Annotated in this window: 17 protein-coding genes; 14 read left to right on the top strand and 3 right to left on the bottom strand. The window is 62.1% G+C overall.

The window, feature by feature from the left end; all coding sequences use genetic code 11:
* Positions 1 to 6: 6 nt before the first annotated feature.
* Both P9292_RS39850 and P9292_RS39845 read right to left on the bottom strand, forming a co-directional pair.
* On the bottom strand, positions 7 to 1,086 hold the full coding sequence (locus P9292_RS39850) for a maleylacetate reductase (RefSeq protein ID WP_309965148.1): 1,080 nt from the start codon (positions 1,084 to 1,086) through the stop codon (positions 7 to 9).
* On the bottom strand, positions 1,086 to 1,685 hold the full coding sequence (locus P9292_RS39845) for a nuclear transport factor 2 family protein (protein WP_250494843.1): 600 nt from the start codon (positions 1,683 to 1,685) through the stop codon (positions 1,086 to 1,088). The genes P9292_RS39850 and P9292_RS39845 overlap by 1 nt, the downstream gene beginning before the upstream one ends.
* A 215-nt stretch (positions 1,686 to 1,900) precedes the next feature.
* Here P9292_RS39845 and P9292_RS39840 point away from each other — a divergent pair, with 215 nt between their 5' ends.
* The 10 genes from P9292_RS39840 (at position 1,901) to P9292_RS39795 (ending at position 10,709) form a co-directional block, all read left to right on the top strand.
* Positions 1,901 to 3,331: an MFS transporter gene (locus P9292_RS39840; protein WP_250528192.1), complete on the top strand. Its 1,431-nt coding sequence runs from the start codon at positions 1,901 to 1,903 to the stop codon at positions 3,329 to 3,331.
* Positions 3,328 to 4,230: a shikimate dehydrogenase gene (locus P9292_RS39835; RefSeq protein WP_309965145.1), complete on the top strand. Its 903-nt coding sequence runs from the start codon at positions 3,328 to 3,330 to the stop codon at positions 4,228 to 4,230. The genes P9292_RS39840 and P9292_RS39835 overlap by 4 nt, the downstream gene beginning before the upstream one ends.
* Positions 4,231 to 4,233: 3 nt before the next feature.
* The gene (locus tag P9292_RS39830; protein ID WP_309965142.1) at positions 4,234 to 5,136 is read left to right on the top strand and encodes an alpha/beta hydrolase; all 903 of its coding nucleotides are present in this window, start codon (positions 4,234 to 4,236) and stop codon (positions 5,134 to 5,136) included.
* A gap of 20 nt (positions 5,137 to 5,156) precedes the next feature.
* Positions 5,157 to 6,200 (top strand): Gfo/Idh/MocA family oxidoreductase, encoded by a 1,044-nt coding sequence (locus tag P9292_RS39825; RefSeq protein WP_309965140.1) that lies wholly within the window; start codon positions 5,157 to 5,159, stop codon positions 6,198 to 6,200.
* Positions 6,201 to 6,257: 57 nt separating this feature from the next.
* Positions 6,258 to 6,518 carry a DUF3072 domain-containing protein gene (locus P9292_RS39820; RefSeq protein ID WP_244831600.1) on the top strand — a complete coding sequence of 87 codons (261 nt, stop codon included), beginning with the start codon at positions 6,258 to 6,260 and terminating at the stop codon, positions 6,516 to 6,518.
* A 149-nt stretch (positions 6,519 to 6,667) separates the two neighbouring features.
* Positions 6,668 to 7,735, top strand: a complete 1,068-nt coding sequence (locus P9292_RS39815) for an ABC transporter substrate-binding protein (protein WP_309965137.1) — start codon at positions 6,668 to 6,670, stop codon at positions 7,733 to 7,735.
* Positions 7,732 to 8,562, top strand: coding sequence for an ABC transporter ATP-binding protein (locus P9292_RS39810; RefSeq protein WP_244831593.1), 831 nt, complete (start codon positions 7,732 to 7,734; stop codon positions 8,560 to 8,562). The genes P9292_RS39815 and P9292_RS39810 overlap by 4 nt, the downstream gene beginning before the upstream one ends.
* A gap of 109 nt (positions 8,563 to 8,671) precedes the next feature.
* A complete protein-coding gene (locus P9292_RS39805; protein WP_244831955.1) occupies positions 8,672 to 9,427 on the top strand; it encodes an ABC transporter permease in 756 nt (251 codons plus the stop codon).
* Positions 9,420 to 10,298, top strand: coding sequence for a transporter substrate-binding domain-containing protein (locus P9292_RS39800; protein WP_309965134.1), 879 nt, complete (start codon positions 9,420 to 9,422; stop codon positions 10,296 to 10,298). The genes P9292_RS39805 and P9292_RS39800 overlap by 8 nt, the downstream gene beginning before the upstream one ends.
* 69 nt (positions 10,299 to 10,367) lie before the next feature.
* Complete coding sequence (locus tag P9292_RS39795) at positions 10,368 to 10,709, top strand: hypothetical protein (RefSeq protein WP_309965131.1); 342 nt, start codon at positions 10,368 to 10,370, stop codon at positions 10,707 to 10,709.
* Positions 10,710 to 10,952: 243 nt separating this feature from the next.
* On the opposite strand, the gene P9292_RS39790 is transcribed toward P9292_RS39795, so the two are convergent.
* Positions 10,953 to 11,231, bottom strand: a complete 279-nt coding sequence (locus P9292_RS39790; protein WP_244831587.1) for a hypothetical protein — start codon at positions 11,229 to 11,231, stop codon at positions 10,953 to 10,955.
* Between the two features lie 390 nt (positions 11,232 to 11,621).
* Here P9292_RS39790 and P9292_RS39785 point away from each other — a divergent pair, with 390 nt between their 5' ends.
* From P9292_RS39785 to P9292_RS39770, 4 genes are all read left to right on the top strand, one after another.
* Entirely contained in the window at positions 11,622 to 12,632 is a 1,011-nt protein-coding gene (locus P9292_RS39785; protein ID WP_244831576.1) for a hypothetical protein, read from the top strand.
* Positions 12,633 to 12,642: 10 nt separating this feature from the next.
* On the top strand, positions 12,643 to 13,080 hold the full coding sequence (locus P9292_RS39780) for a phosphate ABC transporter substrate-binding protein (RefSeq protein WP_244831575.1): 438 nt from the start codon (positions 12,643 to 12,645) through the stop codon (positions 13,078 to 13,080).
* A 13-nt stretch (positions 13,081 to 13,093) separates the two neighbouring features.
* Positions 13,094 to 16,360: an EAL domain-containing protein gene (locus P9292_RS39775; RefSeq protein WP_250469592.1), complete on the top strand. Its 3,267-nt coding sequence runs from the start codon at positions 13,094 to 13,096 to the stop codon at positions 16,358 to 16,360.
* Between the two features lie 113 nt (positions 16,361 to 16,473).
* Entirely contained in the window at positions 16,474 to 17,202 is a 729-nt protein-coding gene (locus P9292_RS39770; protein WP_250494836.1) for an SDR family oxidoreductase, read from the top strand.
* Positions 17,203 to 17,211 lie beyond the last annotated feature (9 nt).

Raw genomic sequence — 17,211 nt, 5'->3', positions numbered from 1 at the left:
GTGTCCTTATTCGACCAGCGCGGGCGGCAGGCCTTTCCATGCGCGTTCGAGCATGGCGCGAAGCGGTCGGCTTTCGGGCGCGCGCGGATTTGCATAGGCGTTGCGCGTGACGAGGTCGATTGCGTGATCGATGCCCGCTTCAGGCATGCCGATCGCTTCGAGCGAACGCGGCACGCCAAGCGATGCCGCGAGATCGTGGAGACCGGTCCACGCATGCTCCGCGTTCAATGCGCGGGCAATGCGCTTCATTGCGGGCGCGGCGGCATCGGCGTTGAAAGCGGCGACATGCGCGATCATGATGGCATGGGTCTGCGCGTGCGGCAGATCGAATGCGCCGCCAAGCACATGGCAGATCTTGTGATGCAGACCCATGCCGACCGAAGCCAGACACGTGCCGCACAACCACGCGCCATATTGCGCGGTGCGTCTTGCGTCGATCGATTCGGGCGCGCGCGCCACGTCGGGTAACGCCGCCGCCAGCGACGCGATACCTTCCTCCGCCATCAGCGATGTGATCGGATTGCCGTCCGCGGCATAGAGCGCCTCGACCGCATGCGCGACGGCGTTGAGCCCGCTTGCCGCGCTCATCGCAACGGGAAGACTCAAGGTCAGCTCGACATCGTAGATGACGATTTCGGGCAGCACCTTGAGCGTGCGCTGTGTGCGTTTCTCGCCGTCACGCGTCTCGCCGATGATCGGCGTGACTTCGGAGCCCGCATACGTGGTAGGCAGCACGATCTGCGGCAGGTCCGTCTGCAATGCAATGGCCTTGGACAGACCGACCGCCGAGCCGCCGCCAATTGCGATCACACAGTCGGCGTGCGCGCGGTCTACGGCTTGCAAGGCGCGCGCCGTGACGTCCCAGGGCGTGTGCATGGTGGCATCGGCGAAACGGTGTGTCGATTCCGGATCGAACTGCTGCGCGATGGCATCGCCCAATGCGGCCTGTTCGCGCGTCGTCACGATGAGCGGACGCGTACAGTCGAGCCGTGCGGCTTCGGCGGCCGTCTCCGAGCGCCGGCCCGCACCGAAGATCACGCGGGCGGGCAACGCGTTATAAACGAACTCTGTTGCCACGGCGTTCATCACAGCGTGCCTGTATCGAGCCACGCACGGCCACGCGCATAAAGTGCTTCGACCACGGGACCGGTTAGTCCCGGCATGTCGCGCTTGACCTTGTAGCCGATCTTCGTCTGAATGTACGCGAGATGCCGGTAACCCTCGGGAAAGAGCCCGAGTATCTCGGGATCGAGTTCGAGCCGCACACCCGTTTCGACGGGGTCCAGACGGTCTTTCTCGTAGATAGGCTGACGCAGGCGCAAGAGCCACTTGCCGTCCACTTTCTCGTAGAAGTCATAGAAGCGCCCGGTGCAGACGACATCGCAACGATGACCTTCGACCTCGCCGCGCTGCGAGATGGTCATCTTCGTCTGCGCAATGGCACGTGTGCCCTCGAGATCGATAGCCGTGCCGCCGAGGAAGTGAAGAATACTGACGCCGCGCGCCCAGCCTTCTTGCGTCACGCGGATGAATTCCGGCCCCGTGCCTTGAAACCACGTGGCCATCATCACGCCCTCGGGATGCCAGAGCGTGGCGAAGCGTTCCCAGTCGCCCGCGTCGCGCCACACGGCCCAATTCTCGATTGCCTCGCGTATTGCCAGCCGTTCCAGCAGTGTCTCGTTCATTGTGTGACCTCGTGTTCTCATATGGAAAGTGGTTTCCATGGTGAGTGAGCGCAGGCCGTGCCGTCAAGCGTTATCTGGGCTTTGTAGGGACTATCCCTAGTTTGTTCTCATACGGGAATTGTGCGTGAAAACGCGTTGACAGTTTTCGATGTGAGTTTCTAAGATGGAACGAAAATACGGATGAGAACACACTTACATCACCAATGGAGACATCGATGTCCAACGCAGCAGACCATGAGCCGCACGGACGGCATCAGTCGAAACTGGCGGCCGCGAGCGGCTGGATCGGTTCGGCGCTCGAGTACTACGATTTCTTCATTTACGCGCAGGCCGCGGCGCTGATCTTTCCGCAGATCTTCTTTCCGAAGGGCGATCCCAAGGTGGCGATTGCCGCGTCGCTCGCGACTTACGGCATCGGCTACGTTGCGCGTCCTATCGGCGCGGTCGTGCTCGGGCATTGGGGCGATACGCACGGTCGTAAGTCGGTCCTGCTCGTCTGCATGTTTCTGATGGGCTTCTCGACGATGGCCGTCGCGTTCCTGCCCACTTACGATCAGGTCGGCTTGTGGGCGCCCGCGTTGCTCGTCGTGCTGCGGCTCGTTCAAGGCTTTGCGGTGGCGGGAGAAATCTCGGGCGCGAGTTCCATGATTCTCGAACACGCGCCGTTTGGGCGGCGCGGTTATTACGGCAGCTTCGGCATGCAAGGCGTCACTGCCGGGCAATTGCTCGCGGCCGCCGTGTTCCTGCCGCTGAGTCACTTCATGCGCGAGGACGCCTTCAATTCATGGGGCTGGCGCGTGCCGTTCCTGATGAGCGCGCTCGTGTTGGTCGCCGGTTACTTCATTCGACGCAAGGTGCGCGAGACGCCCGCGTTCGCGCAGGAAGGCGAGCGTGGCGCGGTGCCGCATGCGCCCGTCAAGCTCGCGTTCAGGCATTGCTGGGACGACATGCTGCGCGTGATGTGCATGTCGATCATGAACGTCATTCCCGTGGTCACGACCATCTTCGGCGGCGCGTATGCGGTGCAGCAGGCCTATGGCATCGGCTTCAGCAAGAGCCTGTATCTGTGGATTCCGGTGCTCGGCAATGTCGCTGCCATGATCGTCATTCCTTACTGGGGACGTCTGTCGGACAGAGTGGGCAGAAGGCTGCCGATCATCGTCGGGTCGGTCGGTTCCGGGCTGCTTTCGTTTGCGTATCTTTATGCCATCAGCATTCATAGCGTGACGCTCGCCATCGTTTTGTCGATACTGATGTGGGGCCTCGTGTATCAGGGGCAAAACGCGGTGTATCCGAGCTTCTATCCCGAGCTCTTTCCAACGCGCATGCGCGTGACGTCGATGGCCATTTCGCAGAACGTGGGCGTCGCCATTTCGGCGCTGCTGCCGGCGCTGTTCACGACGGTCGCGCCGCCCGGCTCGCAAAACATCTGGCTGATCGTTGGCGGTATCACGTTCGGCATCACGGTGTTGTCCGCGTTTGCGACATACTCGGCGCGCGAGACGTATCGCATCCATATGAACGATCTTGGCCGGCGCGATGCGGTGCCGGTCCCCAAACACGAATACGAACGCCTGCGCGAAGAAGCGACGCAAGAGCGCGCCAATACGGCGAAGCCGCTAAGCGGACAGGAGCGCGGCGCATGACGGCGTTCGACACACAAGAGAAGGCCATGACGACGACATCATCCGGTTTGACCGAGGAAAGGCTGAGGCTCGATGCACCCGCCGACGCGCTCACGCGCCTCTTCCATATCTTCGGCTCGCCGATTGCGCATGTGCGCGCCCCTGTCGTGTGGAGCACGTTGATGAAGCGCTACGGCATCAACGCGCTGATGCTGCCCGCCGATGTCGATAGCGCGCACTTCGATGCCGCGCTCGCCGGCACCAAGGCCATTGCGAACGTGGACGGCGTCATCTTCACCATGCCGCATAAAGTGGCCGCCATGCGTCATGCCGATACGCTCACGGAGCGCGCCGAGCGCATCCGCTCGATCAATCTGCTGCGGCGCTGCGCGGATGGCGGATGGGAAGGCGACAACGTGGATGGCGCGGGCTTCGTCGCGGGCCTGCAGGCGGATGGCGTGCGTCTGGAAGGCGCGCACGTCTATATGCATGGCTGCGGTGGAGTGGGGCGCAGTATCGGCTGGTCGGTCGGGCTGGAGAAAATCGCGAGCCTGACTATCTTCGATATCGACACCGAGCGTGCGCGCGAATTGGCCGATGCCATCGCCTCGGTCAGCGATGCGCGCATCGAAGCCGGCACGCCGGATATGCGCGGTATCGATCTCGCCATTAATGCAACGCCCGTTGGCTTGCATGCGCATGACCCATTGCCCTTCGCGCTGGATGAACTTGCACCGCACGCAGTCGTCGCCGATGTAATCATGGAACCGCGCATGACGGCTCTGTTAAAGGCGGCTCAGGCACACGGTCTGAAGGTTCATCACGGACGCAACATGATGAACTACGCGATGCCCATTTCCGCGTCCTTCTTTGGCTTGCCTGCATCGTTCGACTGGAACGGCAAGTCACTGCAAGGATGAGCCATGAATCAAGCTGCGAATGATTGGTTCGAAGGATTTTCGAAGCTGGATGTCACGGCGGGCGATGTGCACTTCAACGGTATGATTGGCGGCTCTGGCCCACCTGTGTTGTTGTTGCACGGCTATCCGCAGACGCATTTCGTCTGGCGTTACATCGCGCCTGTGCTTGCGCGCTTCTACACGGTGATTGCGCCCGACCTGCCCGGCTATGGCGCAAGTGTCACGCTCGCGCACGAACAACGCTGGACCAAGCGGCGCGTGGCGCACGCTCTCGTCGAACTCATGAGCGCACTCGGTCATGACCGCTTCGCTGTCGTCGGACACGATCGCGGCGCGCGCGCGGGTTATCGGCTGGCGCTGGATCGTCCCGAGCGTGTGGCGGCGTATGCCTCGTTGACGGTGGTGCCGACCATCGACGCGTTCGCATCCGTGAATAAAGCCTTCGCCGTCAACGCTTGGCACTGGTTCTTTCTCGCGCAGCCGGCTGACTTGCCTGAACGCATGCTTGCCGCCGATCCCGATGCCTTCATTGAACGCGCGCTCGGCAAGATGGCAGGCGGCCTCGAACGCATGGATAGCGACGCACTCGATGCCTATCGCCGCGCCTTTCGCAACCCGGACGTGCGCCATGCAATGTGCGAGGACTATCGCGCGGCAGCCGATGAAGACTCGGCGCACGACAGCGCGGATCGCGCGGCGGGCCGCAAGCTCGTGTGTCCCGTCATGGTTCTCTGGAGCCTGGAAGAACGTAAAGGGCAGGCTCATACGCCAATCGAAATCTGGCGCGCATGGGCCGATGAAGTCAGCGGACGCGGCATCGGCGGCGGCCATTTGCAACCGGAAGAATCGCACGAGGAAGTCTTGCATGACCTCGTGCCGTTCCTGCGGCAACACACCTCATCGTGATAGATCAAAAGGTTGGATACATGGAGAAGATTGGAATAGCCGTTATCGGCGCGGGCGTGATTGGCCGGCGTCACGTTCAGGAGATCGCGCGTAACGAGTCGTGCAGGCTCGTGGCTATCGCCGATCCATCGCCCGGGTCGGCGAGTTATGCGGCGTCGTTGTCCGTGCCGCTTTATGCCGATTACCGCGAGTTGCTGAAGCACGAACGTATCGACGCGGCTATCGTGTGCACGCCCAATCACACCCATCTCGAAGTGGGACTCGCGTTTATCGAACGAAAAATTCCCGTGCTGATGGAAAAGCCCATTGCAGACGATCTCGAATCTGCAAACGCGCTTGCGGATGCATCCAAGGAAGCGGGCGTTGCCATGCTCGTCGGGCAACATCGGCGGCACAATCCGGTAGTGCGTGCAGCGAAGGAAGCCGTGGCAAGCGGAAAGATCGGCACGCTCGTCATGGCGAACATCATGTGCCTGTTGTACAAGCCCGATGACTACTTCAACGTGCCGTGGCGCAGACAGCCAGGCGGCGGTCCTATTCTCATCAACCTGATTCACGAGATCGACTTGCTGCGGTTCATCTGCGGCGAGATCGTGTCGGTGCAGGCGGTATCGTCGAACAAGGTGCGCGGTTTCGACGTGGAAGACTCGGCGGCCTGCACGCTGCGACTCGCGAATGGCGCGCTTGCCAACATCAGTCTCTCCGACACGACCGCGACGCCTTGGGGCTGGGACACGGCAGCGGGCGAGGACCGTGAACTCTTCGCTTATCGTCCCGTGCCCACGCATTTTTTCGCGGGCACGAACGGCGCGGTCACCATGCCGGACCTGACGATGTGGTCGTATCAAGGCGCGAAGGGACGCGACCAGCCTATTCACGATGCGCGCCTTGCCGTGCCCGAGGAGAACACGTATGCAAACCAGCTCGAACATTTCGTCGATGTCGTGAGAGGTTCGGTGCGTCCCGTCATAGACGGACACGACGCCGCACGCACGCTTGCGGCAACGCTCGCCGTGGAGGAATCGGCGCGGCTGGGGCGCCTGATCGAACTGAACGTGACCTGATGCGGCACGCTCCTTGCGCCAGACCTCTATATGTCACCACGCCAAGAGGATTGCGCCATGAACGATAAAACCATCGACGATACGAATGCACAAGCCGGCCCGTCCGACGACCCGAAATCGCACCCGACATCGAATGCCGAAAAAGACCCGAGCGATTGGGTTACGGGGGACGAAAAGATGACGGGCGCGCAGGCTTCCTATCTGAAGACGCTTTCCGAGGAAGCAAAAGAAGAGTTCGACCCGTCGCTGACGAAAGCGGACGCCTCGCTCAAGATCGAAGAATTGCAAGCGAAGACGGGGCGCGGCCAAAAGTCTTGAAGTATTCGAACGCTGCCATCTAAACAAAGCATGTTTTGTTGGTTTGCGCGTCGTGACTGCTGAGTGAGAATCGCGGAGTACGGTGCTGGTGTGAACCCAGCGCCGCCTCTAACCGTGCTCTCCCAGCGGAAATCATGATGGCGTCCCTTTTGCACCGCCGGCCCCGTCGCGCCGGAAAGATTCTCGTCGCGGCTTGCGCGGTTGCCGTACTCGTTCTGCAAAGCGGCTGCAAGCCGGACACCGAAAAAGTACAGAACTCGTCGGCATTGGTAGACAAGTCGGCGACGCAGGAAATCACCTACTTCAAGTATCCCGACAACCCCGCGTTCGACCTCGTCTATCTCGCCGACAAGCTCGGCTACTTCGAGAACACGAGCACACGGCCCAAGTACGTCGGCAAAATCTCCGCACCGCAGATCATTCCGCTCGTCGGCACGGGCGAGATCGACTTCGGCACGCGCATGGTGCCGCTCGTCATCTCGGCCATTGCGAGCGGCGCGGACATCAAGGTGGTCTCGGCTGGCGGCGAGACGCTGCCCGATGCACCGCACATGAAGTATTTCTCCCGCGCCGATTCGGGTATTCGCGGACCAAAGGACTTCGAAGGCAAGACGGTGGCGTTCAACAGCTTCGGCGCATGCGCGGAGTTCGTGACGAAGAAGTATTTGTCGCAGCATGGCGTGGATGTCTCGAAGGTGAACTGGCTCGTCGTGCCCGACAATCAGTCGCAGCAGGCGCTCGTAACGAAGAACGTGGATATCGCCATCATTCACCCGCCGTTTTCCGGCGCGGCGGAAGCCGATCCGCAATTGCACAAGTTATGGAGCGATTGGGACGAAGACGGTGGCCTCGGCGGAATGGCGCCGTATAGCGTGAATGGCGCGTTTGCGCGGGCGCATCCGCAAGCGGTGAAGGACTTCGTCACGGCTATTGCGAAGGCGGGGAACTGGGTCAACGCGCACCCTGACGAAGCGCGTCAGCTTACGGCGGAGCGGTTGGGTATCGACGTGAAGCTGGTCGAGCGTTATGCCTATGTGAAGGATCTCGTCGTAACCGAGCCGCCGATCCAGTACTACATCGACATTCTCGAACAGGCTGGCAAGATCCCGAAGGGCAAGGTTGCAGTCAAGGATGTCTACACGAACGACTACAACCCGTACGCTGGCAAGTCGTCGCAAGCGAGCGCCAGCACGCATGCGCAGGGCAATCCGTCATGAGCGAGAAGATCGTCGCGCGTGGCCTCGGCCTCACATATGAAAACGAGGCGACAGGTTCGAGCCTCACGGTGCTCGATAACTTCGATCTGAGCGTGCGCGAGGGAGAGTTTCTCGCCGTGCTCGGACCGAGCGGTTGCGGCAAGTCGACGTTCCTAAGCATTCTTGCCGGCCTCGTGCCGCAGACAGCGGGCGAGATTACCGTGGATGGCGAACCTGTCAGCGCCGCGCGGCAAAAGCTTGGCGTCGTGTTTCAGGGCTACGCGCTCTTTCCGTGGCGCACGGTGCGCAAGAACGTTGAGACAGGGCTCGAGATTCGCGGCGTGAAAGCCGTGCAACGACGCAGCGAAGCCGAACGTTTTTTGCGTCTCGTCGGGCTGCTCGACTTCGCCGATCACTATCCGCATCAGCTATCGGGCGGCATGCGCCAGCGTGTGGCCATTGCGCGCGTGTTGGCTTATGGTCCCGAGATACTGTTGATGGACGAACCCTTCGGCGCGCTCGATGCGCAAACCCGCGAGTCGTTGCAGCAGGAGTTGCTCGCCATCTGGGAGCAAAGTGCAAAGACGGTCGTCTTCGTCACGCACAGCATCGACGAGGCGATTTTTCTCGCGGATCGCGTGGCCATCATGGGACGCGGGCCGGGCCGCGTGAAGGAAATTATCGATATCGACTTGCCGCGTCCGCGCGATGCCTCTTTGCGCCATTCCGCCGCTTTCATGGCGTTGCGGCAGCGTGCATGGGCAAGCCTGAGTCTGGAACTCGGCGAAGCGCTTGTTCCGTCGCGCGAGCAGCACGATGAACTGAACACGGGGGCATTCCGTGCCTGAGCAAAACACCATCCGCAAGCTGCCGGGCCTGATCGCGCCGCAAACGCCGCAAACGGCACAATCGCCCAGGGTTCGCACGGCCGCGCCGCGGCGGAGTATTCGGCTTTCCATGGCCTTCGAACGATCCATCGCGCTTATCGTCTTCGTGCTGCTGTGGGAGTTGTTGCCGCGGCTCGGTGTCGTGAGCACGGCGTATCTGAGTCCGCCTTCGCAAGTGGCGGTTGCCATCGCGCATCTCGTCGATAGCGGCGAAGTGTGGAAGCACCTCGGCGCAAGCGCGCTGCGCTCGCTTAGCGGGCTCTTGCTGGCCGTTGTCGGCGGCGTGGTGTGCGGATTCGCGCTTGGGTGGTTCCGGCGCGCAGAGCGCATCGTCGATCCGCTTTATCAACTGCTGCGGCAAGTTTCCGCGTTCGCGCTCTTTCCGGTGTTCATGCTCTTTCTCGGGATCGGTGAATCGTCGAAGATCGCGATCATCGTATGGGCGGCGTTCTGGCCCGTGCTGCTCAACACCATCTCTGGTGTGAAGCAAGTCGAACGCGTGTTCATCGATTGCGCGCGTTCCATGGGCGCGGGGCAAGGCTTCATCTTTACCAAGGTCGTGTTGCCCGCCGCGTTGCCCGAGATACTGACAGGTATCCGGCTCGCGGGCGCCTACAGCATCACGGCGCTCGTCGCGGCAGAGATGATCGGCGCGCGCTCGGGTCTCGGTTTCTACACGCTCAACTCTCAGGAGACGTTCCAGATTCCCGACATGTATGCGGGCATCGTGCTGCTCGCGCTGTTCGGCCTTCTGATCAACAAGAGCCTTTCGCTGCTCGAACGGCGTTTGCTGCGCTGGCGTGTGGGCCTCGCACAGAATGGCTAGAGCCGGACAAGCGGCGTCGCATGAAGGCGGCTGGCGGCTGTGGATGCCGCTTGCGGCAGTCGCGTTATTTGCCGCGTTCCTGTTGTCGCCCTTGAGCGCAAGCTGGCGCAATTCACTCGCCGATGACCGGCCGTTCGCAGCCGCCTATGCACGCGGCAAGCTGATCGTCGCCGTGCCGTCCCAACCCGCGCCTATCCTGACCGTCGGCCACGTCGACCGTTCCGTGCGCGCACCCGAGGCATACTCCGCCGCGCTCGCCGAGGCACTCGGGCGCCGCGCCGGACTGCCCGTCGAACTCGTGTTAGCCGAACAAGCCGATGCGCGCCACGCCGTGCAAGACGGTCGCGCGGATGTCGCCATCGCCGGGCTGGCGTTTTCGCCGGATGCGTCCGTCGCCTTTGCGCCCGGCAACTACGCTTCGGGGCGAGGCGTTGCGCTCGTTCTTCGGCACGGCAACATTCAGGACTGGCGCGATCTCGAGGGCCGCTCGATCTGCGCGTCGCGCGAGAGTCCGTTTGCGGCGCGCGCCGTGCATCGGTATCGGGCGGCATTGCAGGGCTTCGACAGGCCGCTTGACGCATTGCTCGCGTTTCAGGCGGGAGAGTGCGCCGCGCTCGTGGACGATGAACTCGTCGTGCGCGCGCTCCTCAAGCAAGCCGACTGGTCGTACTACCGGACGCTGCCGGGCGCGGTTGCGCCCGCGCCGGCGTTCATCGCATCGCGTGGCGGCGATATCGCGAGCGCGGCGTTCATCGAACGGACGGTGAACGGGTGGCGGCGCGAGCGCTGGTTCACCACCGTGCGGCAGGATCAGGCCACTCGCCTCGCGTTCGAAATGTTCAACGCACAGAACGATTTGTATTGCCATTGAAGAGTCGACAAACAGGCGACGGTCGCCTCGTCGCGCCCGCCCAGCCTTGTAAGGAGCGGTTTTTGCTGAATGTTCGATGCCTGGATCTACCTGTCATCGATTATGAAAGCCACGATTGTTTCGCACGAGGAGCCGCATGGCTCCGCCGCCGAGATCCACCGCTTCCGCTTTCTGCTGGAAGACGGCAACGAAAAGCCACTTGAGGAAGCCATTTCACTGCGTACGGCACGTGTCATCGTCGAAAATCTCGCCGATGGCAACGCGTTCATCAAGATGCTCCATGCCATTGTTTCCTCGGACCCCGCCGACTACGACGCGCTGATCGGCAAGGCGTTTCCGGATCATTTCCGCGATCAGCCCGCAGCCAACCGCCCGATGCCGGGAAAGGAGAGCGAAGGCCCGTGCCCCTGACCAGGCAAAAAATGCCGCTGCCGTGCCGATTCCGGGAATTACGGGGAAATTCGTCCGTTTATCGGGACTTCGAATTTCCTGGACGTAGCTAGAATTCATTCTGTTGCCACGCTCTTCCACCCCCGGGACGAGCGATTTCCGCGCCGTGCGCTTCTCCTCGCGCACGGCGCTTTTTGTTTTTTTAGCGCCGTCAGGCCGGGTACGAAGTTGCGCGCTCGGCAGGCCCGATGCGTCTGCGTTGCCCTAATTCGACATCAACGAGCGCGCCTGCTCCAGAAGCGCGGCGGCCGCGAGAAATTCCTTGCGGCCTGCCATCGTCAGCGCGGCCATCGCGGAGTCTTTGAAAAGCTCGTCGTTCGAGATCAGCGGTGTAGTCGTTTCTATCAGTCGATGCTGCCGCAAACGAAAGAACGCGAGCGACTGGAACGCGCTCATCTTCTGGTCTTCAGGCATTCCAGAGACGACGAGTTCGGCGGCGCCAATCAGTTGGGCGAGGGCTTGTTCGTAGTCGGTGCGGTTCATCGTCATTCCCTTCGCGGATGAGTTGCATGAGGCAAGGTTAGCATCGTGCGGATGCACTCATGCCAAGCGAACGCAGTGGTGTAAGCAAACCGTTGAACCGCTTCTCCAGCAAGCCTTACCGACTGGCCTGCGGGAGACGCTGAACGAAAATTCGACATCCGCCGAATCCCTGAAAATCCCCCATTCCCAAGCGAAATCGACGCTCGAATACGATAAAGCCGCACCCATCCGTGCCGTTAAAGGAGGCTTAACTGAGTCCATCCATCAGAAGCCTTCGTCGCTCGTCACATGATCTTTTTCGAACACCGGCTGGCTCGCATCGCACGCGTCGCGGTTCTTCTCGGAGGCGTTTTCGCCTCGATGACCGCGCGCGCCGACGATGCTCCCAAAATGTTCACGCTCAGCGGCTTCGGCACGCTCGGCATGACGCATTCGTCTCTCGATACCGCCGACTATGTGAGCAGTCCGCTCGAACCGAACGGCGCGGGTGCATCACGCAAGTACGACTTCGAGAACGATTCGAAGATCGGCTTGCAACTGAGCGCGCGCCTCACGGACAAGCTCTCGGCCGTCGTGCAGGTGATCTCGCAGCATGAATACGACAACACCTTCAAGCCGCGCCTCGAATGGGCGAACGTCAAGTACGCGTTCACGCCCGACTTCAGCGTGCGCGTGGGCCGTATCGAGTTGCCCACCTTTCTGAACTCGGAATATCGCAACGTCGGTTACGCGTTTCCGTGGGTGCGTTTGCCGGTCGAGATGTACAACACGCAACCGCTCACCAATAGCGACGGCGCCGACGTTGCTTATCGCATCGCGGCGCGCGGCATCTCCAACACGGTGCGCTTCGTCTACGGCTACTCGGTCTTTCACGTGAACCCCGGCGCATTCCGCACCGAGGGCAAAAACATTCTCGCCTTCGACGATACCGTGGAGATCGGCAACTTCACGGGTCACGTCGGTTATCAGCACGCGTCGGTCAAGCTCCCATTCCTCGCCGACCAACCCGTGAACGTCTACAGCATCGCCGCCGCCTACGATCCAGGCGCGTGGTTCGTGCAGGCCGAACTTGCACGCGTGACGGTCGAGCAGGTGACGCCTGGCTATATCAGCGGCTACGTCACGGGCGGCGTGCGCTACGCGAAGGCCACGTTTTTCGCGACCTACGCGCAGTCGCACGGGCTCAACCGGCCCACCGCCATTCCCAACTACAACAACGGCCAGCGCGATGTTTCCATCGGTGCGCGCTGGGATGTCGTCAAGAATATCGACCTCAAGGTGCAGTTCGATCATGTCTGGGTGCCGTCCAATTCGACGGGCACGTTCCTCAATCAGCAGCCGGGCTATCAGTTGGGAAGCGGAAGCAATGTCTTCAGCGCCGCGCTCGACTTCGTCTTCTGAGGAGCCCGACATGCCACTCCTCAAACTCATCGGAACAGCGTCGCTCTTCGCGGCCCTTTGTATGTGCACGTCATCGGCGATGGCGGATGTCGTGGTCGTCGTATCGGCAAAAAGTCCGCTCACGTCGCTCAACGAAAGTCAGATCGCGGATATCTTCCTCGGTCGCGTGGGCGCATTCCCCTCGGGCGACGAAGCCGTGCCGCTCGACTTGCCTGACGACTCGCCCTTGCGCGCCGATTTCTATCGCGATTGCACGGGCAAGTCGGCGTCGCAATTGCGCGCGTATTGGTCGAAGCTCATCTTCACTGGCCGCGCGCAACCGCCGCGCGAGATGGCCGACGCAGCCGCGGTCAAGCGTTATCTGCAAGCGCGTCCATCCGCCATCGCCTACATCGACCGCAAGGATGTGGACGCGAGCGTGAAGGTCGTCCTCAGCCTGCGTCCGTGAAGCGCGCCCGTTCATGATCTTCAACATCGACAAGATGCGCGCGATCAAGCGGCTGATCGAACCGGACGCGGCGCGCGGGCCTTCGCACGTGCAAGGCGACAGCCAGGAAGCGCGCTTGCCGCCTTCGCTGCGCCGGGCCATGCGCCGCGCGCTCGAAGCGCACGTGATGATTCCGGTATTCGCGGTCTTTCTGCTGGCGATCATCTGGGTGATCGTGCTGCAACTCGTTCACACGCAACGCATGGCCGCCGAAATCGCCGCGAGCGAACTCGGCCGTGAACTCGCGGATACCTACGAAGCGCAACTGGTGCGCAATCTCGCGACCATCGACCAGACGCTCAAGACCGTGCAGTTCGCGTACGAGACGAACGGCGCCGCAAGCTTCAAGCGCCTCAACGATCAGGGGCTTCTGCCGTCCGCGATCGTGTTTCGCGTCGCTATCGCCGATGCAAACGGTCAGCTCGCCGCGTCGAACCGCTCGGGCATGCCGCTCAGCGTGGCCGACGAGCCGTGGTTCATCGCGCAACGTCAGCGCCAGGACGACGCGCGCGCGCCGTACATGAGTCTCGTCGCGCCTTTTGAACACGCGGACATGCCGGAGATCATCTTCAGTCGCCGTCTGCGCGATGCATCGGGACACTTCGGCGGCGCGGTCATGCTCTCGCTCGACCCCGGTTATCTGACGAGCAACTACGACACGGCGCGCATGGGCAAGCATGGTCTGCTCGCGGTGTTGGGCGCGGACGGCGTCGTGCGTGCGCAGCAGATTGGCGATACGGTCTCGTGGGGCCAACGCTATCCCGACGCGGCATTGCGCGCGGTGCGCGATACGCCGGTCAGCAACGCGGTCGTGCATGAGTGGGACAACGACGCACACCGCTATACCAGCGTGCGTGAACTGAACGGCTACGCGCTGATTGCGCTCGTCGGTCTCGACCAGGACGAACAACTCGCCGATTTTCGCAGCCGCCGGCGCGCCGACTTCATCTGGACGAGCGTGCTGAGTCTCGGCGTCATCGTGATCGCGTTCATTCTCAGTCGTTCGAGCTGGCAACTCGCTGTCAGCCGCCGACGCGAACGGCGCGCGCAACAGACTTACTACGCGGCATCCGAATCGAGCATCGACGCGTTCCTCGTGTTTCGCGACGAGCGCGGTCCGGCAGGCGAGATCGAGAAGTTCATTCTGACCGGCACCAACCGGCGCGGCGTCGAGATTCTCGGCGTGGCGCGCGAACGGTTGATTGGCAGCACGCTCGACGAAGCGTTCGTCGACGCGCGCGACGGCGGCGTCTTCGACGAGTTCGTCGAGGTGGCCGAGACGCTGCAGGTGCGCGAGCACGAATGGCAGTATCGGCGCGCGGATGGCGAGACGCTGTGGCTGCATCGGCAAGTGGTGCCGGTGGAAGACGGCGTCGTTGCCATCGTGCGCGATCTGAGCGCGCGCAAGCGGTCGGAAGCGCGCAGGCAGGAGCAGAGCCGAATCCTCGAAATGATCGCGAAGAGCGTGCCGCTCGAAGAAGTGCTCGTGCGCGTGGTGAGCGTGCTCGAAACGCAGATTCCCGGGTCGCGCTGCGCGGTGCTGCTGCGCGACGGCACGAGCAACTGGCTGCGCGTCGGCGCGGCGCCGAGCATGTCGGAGCGATACCGCGAAGTGGTCGGCCAGTCGCGTATCGACGAAGATGCGTTGTTGAGCGGCAAGGCCATTCATACGCGTCAGACGGTATGCGTGATCGACGTGGCGCGCGACGAGGCCCTGAGCCGCGAACTCGCGCGCTGCGGCCTCGCCGACGTCATGTCGTGCTGGGCCTTTCCCGTGCTCTCGCACGACGGTTCCGCGCTCGGCGTCATCACGCTGTATATGCAGGAGAAGCACTATCCGAGCGAGCCGGAATCGCAGGCGGTTGCGCTGTCGACGCGCATTGCGGGTATCGCGATTCAGCGCAGCGAGGCCGAGGAGCGCATTCGCCATATGGCGAACCACGACGCGCTCACCGGTTTGCCCAACCGCACGCTTCTAAGCGACCGTCTCAAGCAGGTGCTGTTGCAGGCGGAGCGTTATGGGCGCGGCGTGACGGTGATTTTCATCGACCTCGATAACTTCAAGCTCATCAACGATAGCCTTGGCCACCGCGCGGGTGACGATCTCCTGCGCACGGTCGCTTCGCGCATGGTGCAATCGGTGCGCAGCACGGACACGGTCGTTCGTCTGGGCGGCGACGAATTCGTGATCGTGTTGCTCGAAGACGATCAGAGCGGCGCGGGCGTCACGGCCATGGTCGAGCGCTTGCGTCAGACCATTTTGCAGCCTGCGGAATTGCAGGGACAGCATTATCAGGTGAGCTGCAGCATGGGGCTTGCGAGCTATCCGAACGATGGCCGCGACGCCGACACGCTCCTCATGAACGCCGACGCCGCGATGTATCACGCGAAGGAAATGGGCCGCAACAATTATCAGGCCTACACGGCGGACATGAATCAGAAGGTGCATGAACGCCTGCGCTATCAGGAGCAGTTGCGCCACGCGCTTGCCAACGACGAGTTCCGGCTCGTGTATCAGCCGCAGGTGGATCTGGAGACGCATCGCGTATTCGGTGTGGAGACGCTGCTGCGCTGGGAGCATCCGACCGAAGGCCTGATCTCGCCCGCGACCTTCATCCCGATTGCGGAAGAAACGGGTTTGATTCTGCCGATTGGCGACTGGGTGCTACACGCGGCCTGCCGACAAAATCAGGCGTGGCAGGACGAAGGTCTGCCGCCGGTGACGGTGGCGGTGAACGTATCGGCGCGGCAGTTTCTGCAAAAGGAACTCGTGGAACGCGTGCGGCATGCGCTCGACGAAAGCGGGCTCGACCCGCAGTATCTCGAACTCGAGATTACCGAAAGCGTCATCATGCAGGATCTCGATGGCGCCATCGCAACCATGTGCCGGTTGCAGGAAATGGGCGTGAAGCTTTCCATCGACGACTTCGGCACCGGGTATTCGAGTCTCTCGGCGCTGAAGCATTTTCCGATAGCGCGTCTGAAGATCGATCAGTCGTTCGTGCGCGAGTTGCCGGGCGGCGACGACGATCGCGCCATCGTCATGGCCGTGATTTCGCTCGGACGCCAGCTCGATCTGAACGTGATCGCCGAAGGCGTGGAGAGCGAGCAACAGCTGAAGTTCCTGCAGGAAAACGCGTGTTCGGAGATTCAAGGGTATCGATACAGCCGTCCGCTCACGCCCGATGCCTTGAAGACGCTCTTGTTGCAGCCATTCGAGTGGCCCGCCGAAGCGGCTTGAGTGCGGCGCGAACGACTTTAGTCTTGACAGTGTTCCCGGCCTACACAATCATCGTTCGTTGATGCGCGGCGTTTCATCGGCGCGCGCCGACGGTCAACGCAAGGACGACGAATATGGCAAGAGAACTGGAAGGCAAAGTAGCCGTGGTGACGGGCGCGGCCTCGGGCATCGGGCTTGCCAGCACCGATGCAATGCTGGCGGCAGGGGCGCGCGTCGTGCTGGTGGACCGCGACGAAGCGGCACTGACGAAGCTCTGCGCCGAACGCGGCGATGCGGCGCTCGCGCTCGTCATCGACCTTCTCGACCCCAAGGCCTGCGCGACGCTCGCGCCGCGTGTCATCGAGATGGCGGGGCAAATCGACATCCTGCATGCGAACGCGGGCACTTACGTGGGCGGCGATCTCGTCGATGCCGACACGAGCGCCATCGACCGCATGCTCAATCTCAATGTCAACGTCGTGATGAAGAACGTGCACGACGTGCTGCCGCATATGATCGGCAGGCACACCGGCGACATTGTCGTGACGAGTTCGCTCGCGGCTCATTTTCCGACACCGTGGGAGCCGGTTTATGCGTCGTCGAAATGGGCCATCAACTGCTTCGTCCAGACCGTGCGGCGTCAGGTGTTCAAGCATGGCATTCGCGTCGGCTCGGTTTCGCCAGGGCCGGTGATCAGCGCATTGCTGGCCGATTGGCCGGAGGAGAAGCTCAAGGAAGCGAAGGAGTCGGGCAGTTTGCTCGACGCGAGCGAAGTCGCAAACGCCATTCTCTTCATGCTGACACGACCGCGCGGCGTGACCATTCGCGACGTTATCCTGATGCCGACAAACTTCGACTTATGACGCGCGAGA

The sequence above is a fragment of the Caballeronia sp. LZ001 genome (genome assembly GCF_031450875.1).
In the GTDB taxonomy this organism is placed as follows: Bacteria; Pseudomonadota; Gammaproteobacteria; order Burkholderiales; family Burkholderiaceae; genus Caballeronia.
The sequence above is the reverse complement of the archived record's forward strand: the minus strand, read 5'-3'. Positions and strand labels throughout refer to the sequence as shown.